Source organism: Methylocystis sp. Sn-Cys (assembly GCF_016745395.1).
Taxonomy (GTDB): domain Bacteria; phylum Pseudomonadota; class Alphaproteobacteria; order Rhizobiales; family Beijerinckiaceae; genus Methylocystis; species Methylocystis iwaonis.
Window position 1 is genome coordinate 343,689 of record NZ_JAERVJ010000003.1, and the last position, 12,608, is coordinate 356,296.

Annotated in this window: 11 protein-coding genes; 9 read left to right on the forward strand and 2 right to left on the reverse strand. The window is 63.1% G+C overall.

Translation table 11 applies throughout. The features are described from left to right. Positions 1-48 precede the first annotated feature (48 nt). The 7 genes from ccoG to JJT62_RS08780 all read left to right on the forward strand — a co-directional run bounded on the left by ccoG (position 49) and on the right by JJT62_RS08780 (position 8,400). Positions 49-1,500, forward strand: a complete 1,452-nt coding sequence (gene ccoG, locus JJT62_RS08750; protein WP_202072328.1) for a cytochrome c oxidase accessory protein CcoG — start codon at positions 49-51, stop codon at positions 1,498-1,500. 10 nt (positions 1,501-1,510) lie between these two features. Beyond that, on the forward strand, positions 1,511-2,041 hold the full coding sequence (locus JJT62_RS08755; protein WP_202072329.1) for a FixH family protein: 531 nt from the start codon (positions 1,511-1,513) through the stop codon (positions 2,039-2,041). 197 nt (positions 2,042-2,238) lie between these two features. Continuing rightward, positions 2,239-4,530 carry a heavy metal translocating P-type ATPase gene (locus JJT62_RS08760; RefSeq protein ID WP_202072330.1) on the forward strand — a complete coding sequence of 764 codons (2,292 nt, stop codon included), beginning with the start codon at positions 2,239-2,241 and terminating at the stop codon, positions 4,528-4,530. Then, the gene (gene ccoS / locus JJT62_RS08765) at positions 4,527-4,682 is read left to right on the forward strand and encodes a cbb3-type cytochrome oxidase assembly protein CcoS (protein ID WP_202072331.1); all 156 of its coding nucleotides are present in this window, start codon (positions 4,527-4,529) and stop codon (positions 4,680-4,682) included. Before JJT62_RS08760 ends, ccoS begins: the two co-directional genes overlap by 4 nt. Further along, positions 4,679-5,782: an MFS transporter gene (locus JJT62_RS08770; RefSeq protein ID WP_370568506.1), complete on the forward strand. Its 1,104-nt coding sequence runs from the start codon at positions 4,679-4,681 to the stop codon at positions 5,780-5,782. The genes ccoS and JJT62_RS08770 overlap by 4 nt, the downstream gene beginning before the upstream one ends. A 231-nt stretch (positions 5,783-6,013) precedes the next feature. After that, entirely contained in the window at positions 6,014-7,177 is a 1,164-nt protein-coding gene (locus tag JJT62_RS08775) for a serine hydrolase (RefSeq protein ID WP_202072332.1), read from the forward strand. A gap of 527 nt (positions 7,178-7,704) precedes the next feature. Next, positions 7,705-8,400 carry a hypothetical protein gene (locus JJT62_RS08780; protein WP_202072333.1) on the forward strand — a complete coding sequence of 232 codons (696 nt, stop codon included), beginning with the start codon at positions 7,705-7,707 and terminating at the stop codon, positions 8,398-8,400. A 94-nt stretch (positions 8,401-8,494) separates the two neighbouring features. On the opposite strand, the gene JJT62_RS08785 is transcribed toward JJT62_RS08780, so the two are convergent. Continuing rightward, positions 8,495-9,067 carry a TetR/AcrR family transcriptional regulator gene (locus tag JJT62_RS08785; RefSeq protein WP_202072334.1) on the reverse strand — a complete coding sequence of 191 codons (573 nt, stop codon included), beginning with the start codon at positions 9,065-9,067 and terminating at the stop codon, positions 8,495-8,497. An 87-nt stretch (positions 9,068-9,154) separates the two neighbouring features. On the opposite strand from JJT62_RS08785, the gene JJT62_RS08790 reads away from it, so the two are divergent. After that, positions 9,155-9,751 carry a hypothetical protein gene (locus JJT62_RS08790; RefSeq protein ID WP_202072335.1) on the forward strand — a complete coding sequence of 199 codons (597 nt, stop codon included), beginning with the start codon at positions 9,155-9,157 and terminating at the stop codon, positions 9,749-9,751. A gap of 70 nt (positions 9,752-9,821) precedes the next feature. Further along, positions 9,822-10,250 (forward strand): VOC family protein, encoded by a 429-nt coding sequence (locus tag JJT62_RS08795; RefSeq protein WP_202072336.1) that lies wholly within the window; start codon positions 9,822-9,824, stop codon positions 10,248-10,250. A 64-nt stretch (positions 10,251-10,314) separates the two neighbouring features. Here the strand turns inward: JJT62_RS08795 and JJT62_RS19415 are convergent, their stop codons facing one another. Next, on the reverse strand, positions 10,315-12,579 hold the full coding sequence (locus JJT62_RS19415; RefSeq protein WP_202072337.1) for a lytic transglycosylase domain-containing protein: 2,265 nt from the start codon (positions 12,577-12,579) through the stop codon (positions 10,315-10,317). Positions 12,580-12,608 lie beyond the last annotated feature (29 nt).

The following is a 12,608-nucleotide window of genomic DNA, read 5'->3' on the forward strand; positions in this document are numbered from 1 at the left end:
CAAGCGGGAGAGGGGGAGCCCGATCATCTGAACCAGTGAGTTCAAGCCATGTCCAGCGCGGAAACCCGATCGATTCTTCTCGACGAACCCATCGTCGAAGCGCCGCACAAGGTCTATCCCAAGAAGGTCGACGGACAATTCCGCCGCATCAAATGGGGCATTCAATTCGCGACGCTTGCAATCTATTATTTTCTTCCCTTCGTGCGTTGGGATCGCGGGCCAGGCGCGCCGAGCCAGGCCGTTCTCGTCGATTTCCCGCACCGGCGCTTTTATTTCTTCTTCATCGAGATCTGGCCGCAGGAAGTCTATTACGTCACCGGCCTTCTGATCCTCGCGGCGCTGGCGCTTTTTCTCATGAACGCCGTCGCCGGCCGCATCTGGTGCGGCTATATGTGCCCGCAGACGGTGTGGACCGATTTCTATCTGACGACCGAGCGTTGGATCGAGGGCGATGCGCGTGACCGCGTCAAGCTCGACGAAAGTCCGTGGACGCGCGACAAAATCCGCAAAAAGGTTTCGAAGCATTTCTTGTGGCTGCTCATCGCCTGGTGGACCGGCGGCGCCTGGGTGCTCTATTTCACCGACGCGCCGACAGTCGTGTGGAAATTGGCGACATTCCGAAACGGCGCCTTCGACACCTATCTCTGGATCGGCATTCTCACCTTCACGACTTACGTCTTCGCCGGCGTGATGCGCGAGAAGCTTTGCCTGCACGCCTGTCCCTGGCCGCGCATTCAGGCGGCTCTGACGGACGAATATGCACTGAACGTCACCTATCGCTACGATCGCGGCGAGCCGCGCATGTCGCTCAAGCAAGCGACCGCGGCGCGCGCGGCCAATCTGCCGTCGGGCGATTGCGTGGATTGCAGCCAATGCGTCGCCGTCTGTCCGACGGGGGTCGACATACGCAAGGGATCGCAGCTCGGCTGCATTCAGTGTGGCCTCTGCATCGACGCCTGCGATTCGATCATGGAGAAAATTCATCGCCCGGCGCGGCTCATCGGCTACGATACGGAGATGAACGTCAAGCGCCGCCAATGCGGCGAGAGCGCGATCTATAAGCCGCTCCGCGTGCGGACCGTGCTTTACGCCGTGCTCATTCTCGGCGTCGTCGGCTTCATGTCGATAACGCTCGCGACGCGCGACGACATGCATGTGAGCGTGTTGCACGATCGCAATCCGCTCGCCGTGCGTCTGAAAGACGGCGGCGTGCGCAATGGCTATACGCTGCGCTTCGCCAATAAGAAGGCGGCGGCGCGGAGCTTCACCATCGCCGTCTCCGGCGTCGCGGGCGCGCAGTTGGAGATCGTCGGCGTGACGCCGGGCGACAAAGGCAAGGCCGTGATCGAGGTCGGCCCGGATCAAACCCGCGAAGCGCGCGTTCTGCTCTCGACCCACGGCGCGGGCGGGAGCAAGGGACAGGCCCCCGTTACCTTCACCACGACCGACGCCGTAAGCGGCGAGGCGACGCAGGTGACGGACGTTTTCATCTGGCCGTGAGGATCAAGACATGAGCATGGTCATGAGCAATCCGCGCAATATGAAATCCGACTATGAAGCCGGCGGCAGGCCGCTCAGCGGGCGGAAGGTGCTGGCGATGATGGTCGGCTTCTTCCTCTTCGTCGGCGCCGTCAATGGCGTGATGATCTACAAGGCGCTGAAGACCTTTTCGGGCGAAGTGGTGGCGCGTCCTTATGAGCGCGGCCTCGCCTATAATCGCGACATTGCGCATGCGAGAGAGCAGGCGATGCGCGACTGGAAGGTCGACGCGCGGCTGTCGCGCCTGGCGACCGGCGAGACGGAAATCCGCGTCGTCGCGCGCGATGGCGACGGGGCCGACGTGTCCGGCGCGCAGATGACAGCGCTGTTCGCGGCGCCCGCGGATCTCTCGAAGGATGTGCGCGTGAAGCTCGAGCAGACCGCGCCGGGGCGCTATGCGGGCAAGGCCGTAATCCCCGCGGGGCAACGCGATCTCGTCTTGACGGCGTCGCGGGGCGGCGATGAAGTGTTCCGCTCGAAGAACAGGATCGACGTGGAGTAAGGGTATTGGCGAAGGTGGGCGTGAGCCCATCCCTCCCCTTTACGGGGAGGGTGGCGCGCGTAGCGCGACGAGTGGGGCCCGCCCCAACCCAACTCGTAGCGGCGGGAACCCCACCCGGCGGCCTACGACCGCCGACCTCCCCGTAAAGGGGAGGTAGAGGGGCTCACCCCTAGTCTGGTTGATTCAAAGAGGCTCGCATGACCGCCGCTTTCGATCTCGACTCTCTCGTCACCCGCAGCGAAAATGGCGCGCGCCGCTTCGAGGCGGCGGTCGACGGCATGACTTGCGCCGCCTGCATCGGCGAGATCGAGCACGGCTTGAGCGATCTGCCCGGCCTCGCCCATGCCCGCGTGAATTACGGAAACCGTCGTCTGGCTTTGGAATGGCGCGGCGACGCCTTCGATCTCGCCGCCGCCTTCGAGCGCCTGCGCCGCATGGGCTACACGCTGCATCCTTTCGAACTCGCCGACAGCGAGCGCGAGGAGATCGAAACGTCGCGCTTTCTATTGCGCTGCCTCGCCATCGCCGGCTTTGCGGCGATGAACATCATGCTGCTCTCCGTCGGCGTCTGGGTCGGCGGCGACATCGATCCAGCGACGCGCGATCTTTTCCATGGCGTTTCGGCGCTCATCGCGCTGCCGGCGGCGGCTTTCGCCGGCCAGCCTTTCTTCAAAAGCGCTTTCGGCGCGTTACGCGCGGGGCGACTCAATATGGATGTGCCGATCTCGCTCGGCGTGCTGCTGGCGCTCGGCATGTCGGTCTATGAGACGCTGACGCATGCCGATCACGCCTATTTCGATAGCGCGACCATGCTGCTGTCCTTCCTGCTGCTCGGCCGCTTCCTCGATCACGCCATGCGGCGCAAGACGCGCGCGGTCGCAGCGAATCTTGCGGCGTTGCGCGCGCCGCTCGCCTGCCGCCTGTCGAGCGACGGCGCCGAGACGCTCGTTCCGCTCGCGAAGATCGCGCCCGGCGATATCGTGTGCGTGAAGCCGGGGGAACGCCTTCCCGTCGATGGCGTGATCGAAACAGGCGCGTCGCAACTCGACGAAAGCCTGATCACCGGCGAGACGAAGCAGCGCGCGGTTCTATCGGGCGACCAAGTCTACGCCGGCAGCATGAATTACGACGGTGCGCTCACCATCCGCGTTGAAGCCGGCAATGGCGAGACATTGCTCGACGATATCGAGCGGCTCTTGGAAAAGGCGACCAATGCGCGCTCGCGCTATCGGCGCCTCGCCGACCGAGTGTCGCGGCTTTATGCGCCCATGGTTCATCTCGCGGCGCTGTCCACGGCGCTCTTTTGGATGTGGCATGGCGCAAGCCTGCATGATGCGCTCATTACGGCGATCTGCGTGCTCATCATCACCTGCCCCTGCGCTCTGGCGCTCGCTGTGCCAGCGGTGCAGGTCGTGGCAAGCGGCGCGCTGTTTCGCGCCGGCGTGCTGCTCAACAGCGCCGACGCCATCGAGCGCCTTGCGGAAGCCGATACGATTGTCTTCGACAAGACCGGCACGCTGACCACGCCCGAGCCGCGCGTCGTCAATGGCGGCGAGATCGACGCGGGGGCGATGGAGCTGGCGGCGCGTCTCGCACGGGCGAGCAGTCATCCACTCGCGCGCGCCGTCGCGCAAGAGCGTCCGCGCGCATCGGCGCTCGAGGCGCGGGAGGATCATGGGCAGGGCGTCTGCGCCATGGTCGCGGGCGTCGAGGCACGGCTCGGATCGCCGCATTTTTGCGGACTGGACGAAGAAGCGGCGCGTCTCGATGCGCTCGACGGAGATGTCTCGCTCGTCGCCTTCCGGCATGGAGACGCGCATGCGCTTTTCCAAATCCGGCAGGTCTTGCGCAGCGATGCGGTCGAGACGATCGCGGCGCTGAAAAGGCGCGGCTTCGCAATCGAGATCCTCTCCGGCGACCGTGTCGAAGCCGTCGAAAAGATCGCCCTCGCGCTCGGCGTTTCGACATGGTCCGGCGCGTTGAAGCCCGCCGGGAAGGTCGCGCGTCTCGACGCCTTGCGCGCCGAGGGCCGCAAGGTTTTGATGGTTGGCGACGGATTGAACGACGCGCCCGCGCTCGCCTCGGCCTATGTGTCCATCTCGCCGATCGACGCCACGCAGATCACCCAGGCCGCGGCCGACGCCGTGTTTCTCGGCGAACGCCTCGCGCCTGTCCTCACCGCGCTGGAGGTTGCGAGAAAGGCGCGCGCCTTGATGCGCGAGAATCTCGCGCTCTCGGTGATCTACAATGTTCTGGCTGTGCCGCTTGCGATGGCGGGGCTTCTCACGCCTTTGATTGCGGCGGCGGCGATGTCGGGATCGTCCATTCTGGTGACGCTGAACGCCTTGCGGGCAGGGGCAAATGGCGGAAGATCGCCGTCTCCCGAGGCGCCCCCTCTCCACCTCTCCCCCGCTTCGCGGGAGAGAGAGCAGGGCGCCGCCTCGCCCGAAACACGGGAACAAGCGACAAGATTGGAGGCGGCGGAATGACCGTGCTTCTCTTCCTAATTCCTCTCGCTCTGATGCTCGGCCTGTTGGCGCTTATCGCCTTCATGTGGTCGCTCAAGCGCGGCCAGTTCGACGATCTCGATGGCGCCGCGCATCGCGTGCTGATGGATGATGATGTCGAGGGTGGGAAGTGAGCGTCAATCTCGATGATCTCGTCCTGGGCAGGGACGAAGATAGGGAAACCGCCATGCGTGTCGGGCAGATCGTCTGCGCCTGTCCGGCCTCGCTGCCGCGCGCCGACATCACCGATCATCGGCTGACGCTCGCGATCGGCTTCGGGCTCGCGGTGCTGGCGCAGGCGTTGGTTCTCACCGTTCTCCCCGAGCAAAGCCGGCTCATCGCGCCGAGCGCCGAGCGTGTCGGCTGGCCCTTTGCGCTCCTCCTCATCGGCGCGGCGGCGGCGAGCTTTCCGGCGGCGATGCTCGTCGACTCTTTCGGGCGCCGCGCGGCCTTTGGACTTGGCGCGAGCCTCGGCGCCGCAGGCGGGGCGCTTTGTGCTTTCGCAATCGCCAAAGGCAATTTCTTCGGCCTGTGCCTCGGCGCCTTCTGGCTCGGACTCGCGCAGGGCTTCGCGCTTTTCTACCGCCACATCGCCGCGCAAGGCGCGCCGCGCGACGGGCTGATCGTGCTGGCCGGCGGCGGCGGCGCGGCGTTGCTTGCGCCCCTCTTCGTTTCGCTCGCGGAGAGCCCCGGCGCCGTGCTGCTGATTGCTGCGGGCCTGCATATTGCGGCGCTCGCTCTCTCGGTGCGCATGCCGCATGCGCGTGTCGGCAAGCCCGGCGCAGTCGAAGGGCGCCTCTCGCGTGGTTTCGTGATCGCGACGGTTGCAGGCGCTCTCGCCTGGTTCGTGATGTCGGCGGGCATGTTGCACGGGCCGCTGACGCTCGCCGTCTGTTCGGCCGCGCCGGCCTTCATCGGCGGCGCCATGGGCTGGCATCTCTTCTCGATGTATGGACCAGCCGCGCTCGCCGCGCGCTGGCCGGCGCTTTTCCCGCCACTGCCGATTGTCGGAATCGGTCTTGCCGCCATGCTCGCGGGCGCCGCCGCAGTGCTTTCGGCCGCATCGGTCACGCGTGTGACTGTGGGGTTGCTTGCGATCGGGATGGGATGGGGCGCGGTGAATGTTGCGGCGCTGCGTCTCCTGCATGAAGGCGCGCGCCCGTCGCGGCTTGCGCTCGCATTACATGATGTATGCCTGCTTGGCGCGGCGGCCGCAGGGGCTTTGGTGTTTTAATGGTCAAAGTACAGTAAAGCGCCACAAGCAGACTCCGGTCGCGGGTTTGCGCACGACCGCTTTGGACATAGCGTAGGGACACGCGCGTGCGTAGCGCAGCCGTGTTGACGGTGATTATGGAACGGCCCACCCCTCGCCTCGGGCGATGTAGTCTCGCCGGAGACTCGATGAGAGGGAGGGAAGACTCGTTGAGTTTTTACAGGAATTTCTTATGCTTTCAGGAGGACGGCAATGTTGAACCCAAACCAAATTGGTGAGCTCGTTAAGAACAATATCTCTCCACTGATCGGATCATTAAAAGATCCAGAACCGAATAAATCCGTAGGGATCCTCGTCGGCGTGACCTATGGCGGCGTTCGATACTACTACCACTACGGTCAAGTTGATCTGGCAAGCGGAAGCGCCCAAATAAGGGAGAGCGTCCACATCAAGGATATCGTGTTTTTCATTGGCTCGAACAGCAAGGTCTTTACAGCGACCTTGCTGGCGCTCGCGGCTTCATCGGCGAATAATCCCGTCACACCCTCAACATCTGTCGCGAGCCTTCTGCCATCGAATGTCAGCATCAACCAACCGTATGGCGAAATTCTCCTTTGGCACCTGGCCACGCACAGCGCCGGATATCCGGACGGGACGTGCGGCGCTCACCCGTTCGGCGACTATTCATTCACATTGATGGGGCGATTTCTGAGTAACTTCGAGCCGTCTTATACGCCGGGCAAATATTGGGTCTACAGCAATCAAGGCTTTGCTCTTCTGGGCGTTTTGCTGTCACATGCCTATGGCGGCGGCGCGAGCTCGGACTGGGACGCCACATATCAGAACTGGCCGGCAGTGGTGGTCGACAACATCTCCGCGCCGCTCGGGATGGCAAGTACACAAGTCGACTACAGCAATGTATCTGGGCGGGTGGCGCAGGGCCATATCTATACCGACGCTGCCGGCGGGCCAGCGTATAATCGCGTCGATCCGCCCAATTGGGCGCTGACGTCTGCGGGCCTCGGCGCGGGCGCGCTGTCATCGACGCTTGAGGACATGCTGACGTTCTTGGAGGCTTCCATCAGCCCGCCGCCCAATCCCCTCGGCGCAGCAATGACCGAGACCCAGCAAGCCTACGCCGGATCCGAGGGACTTTCCATGGGCCTTGGGTGGCAATTGTCGAATGACTACCTCGACAAGAACGGCGGCCTCAGCGGCTATGAAACCTACATGGCCTTTGATCAAGGCGCCAAAATCGGCGTTTTCTTGTTTGGCAATACGAGTGGTGGGAACAAAGCCGCGCACCCAGGGACCGCTCTCGATCAAGCAGGACGTCGTTTGCTGGGCGCGCTCCGCGAAAGCGTGGCCAATCCCTCGAGATTCCCGCGCCCGCCAACGACTCCCCAGTGCCCATAGGATGGGGCAGGCAAGTTGCGCGGACATTGAGGCCCCTGGGATGTCTCCTGGGGGCCCATACGATACCGTCCGGCAGGACGTCCATTTGATTGGACCAAGATCCCCTTCCCCAATGCTGAACTTTAAACTGAGACACTGCCAATGGCGGCTTCCGGGTCAAGAGCAGCCTCCCGCACTGGACCGCGTGGCGCCAAAAATGGCCCCTCCTATGAAGAGCTTGATCGCGACTGCAACCAAGATGTGCGTCCGAGAACTTGTGTAACGAGATTGTTCGGCGCGGAAGCGGATTCTTCACAAATTCGCCTGGTTTGCTTCTTCCTTTCTCCAGGTAGCAGCTTTCGATCTGAGTAATGAAAGTTGAGAAGCGCTCTCCGTGTCCGACGGCGGCGGAAGTTGTTCCGCGTCTGACAGAGACGTAGAGTTGATAGGAGCTCCAACCGCAACGCCAGCGCTTTGCATCTTGCGGGGCAAAAAAGCCGGAAGTTCAATCTGGCAAGTCATAAGAAACTGACGAACGGGAGTGACGCATGAAAAAAGCTTTCCTCAGCGACTGGACTCTCGACGCTTTCGAACAAAGAGAGGAAGAGCGCCGCAGCAAGGAGCGGGACGAGGCGGCTCACGTCCGGTCGAGCGAGGAAAAGCAGCGCGGCAATGAAATACTTTGCGGCGAGTGGACCGTCGCCGGTCTACAAAAAAGATTCGCTTCTATAGAGCAAAGGCTCGCAGCTCTGGAAAAAAGAGAAGAAGAGCGGCGTCAGAAAGAACAGCCCGAGCCGCCTCAGGCCGCTCGCCCCCAATTGCTGGAGGAAAAGCACGGCAACAGGGAGGCGTTTCTCAACGACTCGACTGAGCTTGGCGAAGCGAGGATCGTGCGCCAACAGGCAGAAGCCGTCCGCCGCGCCGGCGAGCGAGGGCTCGAGCCAGAGGCGGCTGCAACTGTGACGCTCGACGAACAAGTCAGGCTACAGAGGGCTCGTTTGAAAAACCGCACCGTGGAGGAGGCGGAGAACGTGCGAGTTGGAGACGCGCATAGTATGTTGCGCGGTTTGTTTGCTTTCGTGATCACTGCTTCTATTGCCGGAGCGATCGGTTTTGGGATTGGCCTTTCCATAGTGCCGATCGACAAAGCCGTTCAATTTCGCACTCTGATAGAGCGCGGGCTCGACTCCCTCCATGGAACGATAGTGACCGTCGAAGAACGACTTCGGCAAATATCCAAGTGAACTCATCCGACAGGCTTTCATAGTGCATTCACCGCTGGCAAGCTCTATGCCGACATGCGCGTTCAAGAGGCGTTCCATAGTGTGCTCGGTCCATTCAGAGCGGGGCGGCCGCGTTCACTGCGGCCTGGCGGATGGACAAAGCGACTTGCTCCGCCTGCCGACTGCTTTTCATTGAGCGCGCCAGGGTCAGGCCGCCGATCAAAACGCCGAGCATCGCCCATGCTCGACACAAGCGCTGCTCCGCATCTTCGCCCGTCAAGCCGTCGGCGATGAGGCCCACAATTTTTTTCATTTTTCCTTCGAAAATGGCTTTCACTTCCGGGCCCGATCGCGCGACCTCGGGTGAAAGGGTCGTCATCGCGCAGCCGCAGGCAAGATTGTCGCGGTGGGGCTTCGCAAGATAGTAATCGGCGAAAGCCTGCACCCAGTCGGCGCCGTGCTCGCTCTGATACTGCGGGATGGCTCTTATCACTTCGTCGAGCCCGAGTTCCAGCGCAGCGCGAAATGCGCGATCCTTCGAACCGAGGTGGGCGTAAAAGGCCCCCGACGTGACGCCCGCGGTTTTGGCGATGGCGTCGACTCCGACGCCCGCAAAGCCGTGAATGCGGAAATTTCTGCTTGCCGCGTCGAGCATACGCTCGCGCGTTTGCTCCTTCTTCATAGACATCTGATCACCTCGTTCATAACGATCGCTATTTTCCTGGTTGACAAGATAGCGATCGTTATCTATCGCATAATATATCGATCGTTATATTTGCCGCGCGACGAAGTTGCAACGGCTTATCCGACGATTGCGAAACGGGGACGGCGGATGGCCCGGTCATCAACAGGGAGACGGCTCGGCCCGGACCGATTCAGGAGAAACAATCTCATGCTCAAAAAAGTAATATGCAGTGTCGCGGCCCTGATTGCGCTCGCGAGCTCGTCTGGAGCGAAGGCGACAAGCCAAAGCTGCACGCCGATCGGCGGCGTAGCGATACCGAACTTCTTTTCAGAAGGAAAAAACAACCAGACGATCATATCGGCGGCCTTGACGGGCAGTGTGAATACGGCTGCGGGAAAGATCAACGCCCAAAGAGAAACGCCGACAGGCCTCGAAATGGATATGGAGCATTATTTCGGCCGCGACGACGGCGGCGCTTTTCAAACCAAGGATCTAGCCGTTCTTACTGCCGTGCCGGGCAAGCCGGGCCGCTTTATGATCGAGATAACGTACCATATTCAGGAGAATGTGACCCGTGGAACGCTGAAAGGCTACAAGGGGCAATTCAACAGCTACGGGCTCGTCGATTTGCGCGATGCGGACAACATGGTTGGCCTCGTTCGCTACACGGGTGAAATCTGCAAGTAGAGCGGTCTCGTGAATGTCGGGCGGCATTCCGCCGCTCGACGACCGCTCTCTGTCGATTTGAGGTTGATCCATGAGCAGCGAAGCTAATCTGGGCCCTACTCCTAACCGCATTCTCTACACGATGCTGCGCGTCGCTGATCTCGATCGCTCGGTGAGGTTTTATCGCGACGCGCTCGGCATGCGCGAATTCCGCCGAGAGACCTTCAGCGAAGGGCGGTTTACGCTGGCGTTCATGGGATACCATAGCAGATCCGCGATGATCGAGCTTACGTGCAATTGGGATCAGACCAGCTATCGCCACGGAACAGGTTATGGTCACGTCGCCCTCGAAGTCGCCGACCTTTGCGCAGCCTGTGAACGGCTCACAGGAATGGGGGTGAAAATTCTGCGCTTGCCAGGGCCGATGACATTTGCCGTCGACGAAACCGGCGCGCGCGAGAACGTCGCGTTTATAGAAGATCCAGACGGCTACCGGATCGAGCTCATCGAAGCGGCATGATTGGCTCTTGGCGCGCGTGCCGGCTCTGTCTCGGCGTGGGCTTACGCGCGGACGCCACAAAGGCTCACAGCCGAACCCCCGCATGCGCGAGCTCCACCTGCGGGGCGCGTGTGTCCCGGTCGCCGAATTTGGCGCGATAGACCACGAAATTCTCCATTACGCGTTGCACGTAATTGCGCGTCTCGGAGATGGGGATGCGCTCGACCCAGTCGATCGGATCGACGCCGGGCTTGCGCGGATCGCCATAGGCGTCGATCCATTGCTTTACGCGGCCGCCGCCGGCGTTATAGGCGGCGAAGGTCAGGAGATAAGCGCCCCTATATTCGCCGAGCAGAATGCCCAAATGCGCCGCGCCCAATTTGGCGTTGAAGGCGGGCTCGCTCAGCATGCGCGGGAGATCGAAGGCGACGCCATGCGTATAGGCGGTGTGGCGCGCGGTCGAGGCGATCATCTGCATCAGACCCATTGCGCCGGCGGAGGAAACCGCTTTCGGATCGAAGGCGCTTTCCTGACGCGCAATGGCGTAGACCACCGAGCGCGGCGCCGAATTCGGCAGCGCGTCGAAATTCGGGATGCCATAGGAGGGGAAGGCCACGTCGTCGAGCGGCACGCCGCGGTAGGAGGCGCTCTTGCCGAAGACGAGGGACATTTTCGCGTCGCGCTGTTTCGAGACGACCTCGCCGAGCGCCGCGACCTGCGCGATGTCGCGCATGTTTTTGGCGGCGTCGAGCGCGAGTGGCGCGGCGACGTCCTTGTCGCCGGTGGCAAGCAGCAGCTCCACAACTCTCACGGCCTCGTGACGATCAGTGTCCTTTGCCGCCGTGGGGGCGGGGCGCAGCGGGCGATCTTCCGCGCCGAGCTTGGCGCAGGCGAGCTGGCCGTAGAAGGTCGTCGAATGGGCGGCGGCCCGGCGGTAGAAGTCGCGCGCGCTCGCGTCGTCGTCCGGCGTGCGATAGGCTTCCGCCGCGCGGCCGCGCCAATAAAGCGCGCGTGACTTCTGCAGCGGCGTTTCGGCGATCTGCTCGAGCGCCGCGAAATGGCGGGCGGCGCGGGAGGGATCGTCCAGGAAGCGCAGGGCAATCCAGCCGGCCTGAAACTCGGCCTCCACCTTGTTGCTGGTCGAACGGGCGTTGTGCTGGGCGGCGACGATATAAGCGCTGTCCGCATCGCCGAGGTCGAGCAGCTTGCGCGAAGTCTGACGCCGCTCGGCCCACCAGGCGTCGCCGTCGATCACCTTGCCGGGATCGGTGGGCGCCTTCTTCAACAGCGCGCCCGCGTCGGCGAATTTCTTGGCGTTGTTGAGCATGCGCGCGCGCGAGAACAACAGGCCGGGATCGTTCTGCAGCGCCGGCGGCACGGAGGCGAAAACCTTGTCGCCGGCGGCGCCGACATTCGCCGCGATGCGGGCGCGGGCCAGCAGGGTCACATCCTTGCCGGCCAGCTCCGCGGCGCGCAGGGCTTGGGCGTTCTTGCCGGCGTAGAGCAGCCGGTCGGCGCGATATTTATGGTCGGCGGGGGTGAGAAGCTCGCCGAGCTCTTTGAGGAACTGGTTTTCGAAGCCGCCGAGATCGTCTTCCCGCCAAGCGTCGCGGGCGTAGAAGGCGGCCGTGTCGAAATCGCCGTCGCGGCCGAGCGCCTTGGCCAGCGCATATTTGCCGTAAGGCGTGAGCGGCGGCTTGTCCTCGAACCAGGATTTCGCGACCTTGTCGGGCTGGTGCTCGGCGACGAGGGCTTCCTCGGCGCGGCGGCGTAGCCAGTCGGCCGCCGGCCAATCTGGATGCGTTTCGAGAAAGGCGTTGATCCGCTTGAAGCCGGCCTCGCGCGGGTGGAGCTTGAGCGCCGTCCAATGAACCGCCGTATGGGCGAGCCCGCTCGTGAGATTGGCGGCGGCGGCGTCGCCCGCCGCGAAGTCGGCGTTCTTGAAGGCGGCGAGCGCATGGGAGAAGGCTTCCCAATCGCCGCCGAGGATCGTCGCCGGGTCGAGCGCGGCCGTCGTTTCGCGCAGCCAGCCCTCCGGCGGCGCGTAATCGGCGAGGGGCGTCGATGTGGGGTCGTCGGAGCCAAAGAGCGCCGGCTGTGCGGGATGCGCCGCCTCCGTATGCGGGGGCGCGCCCGTGACAAATCCGCGCAGCGTTTCTTCGAGATTGCCGACGCGCGTGCGCCAGGCGCCGAGGCTGAAGGGGATATAGGGAACCCAGCGCGCCGTCCTTGGCGCCGCCTCCTTGTCGCGCAGGGCGTCAAGACCCGTGAAAGCAGGCGTGATGACGGCGATGGCGGTCGCCGTCGCGAGAATGTGGAGGCGGATCGAGACGCGTGGAGGCAACGTCATCAGCGTGGGTCCCCGTTGCGCAGAAGCTG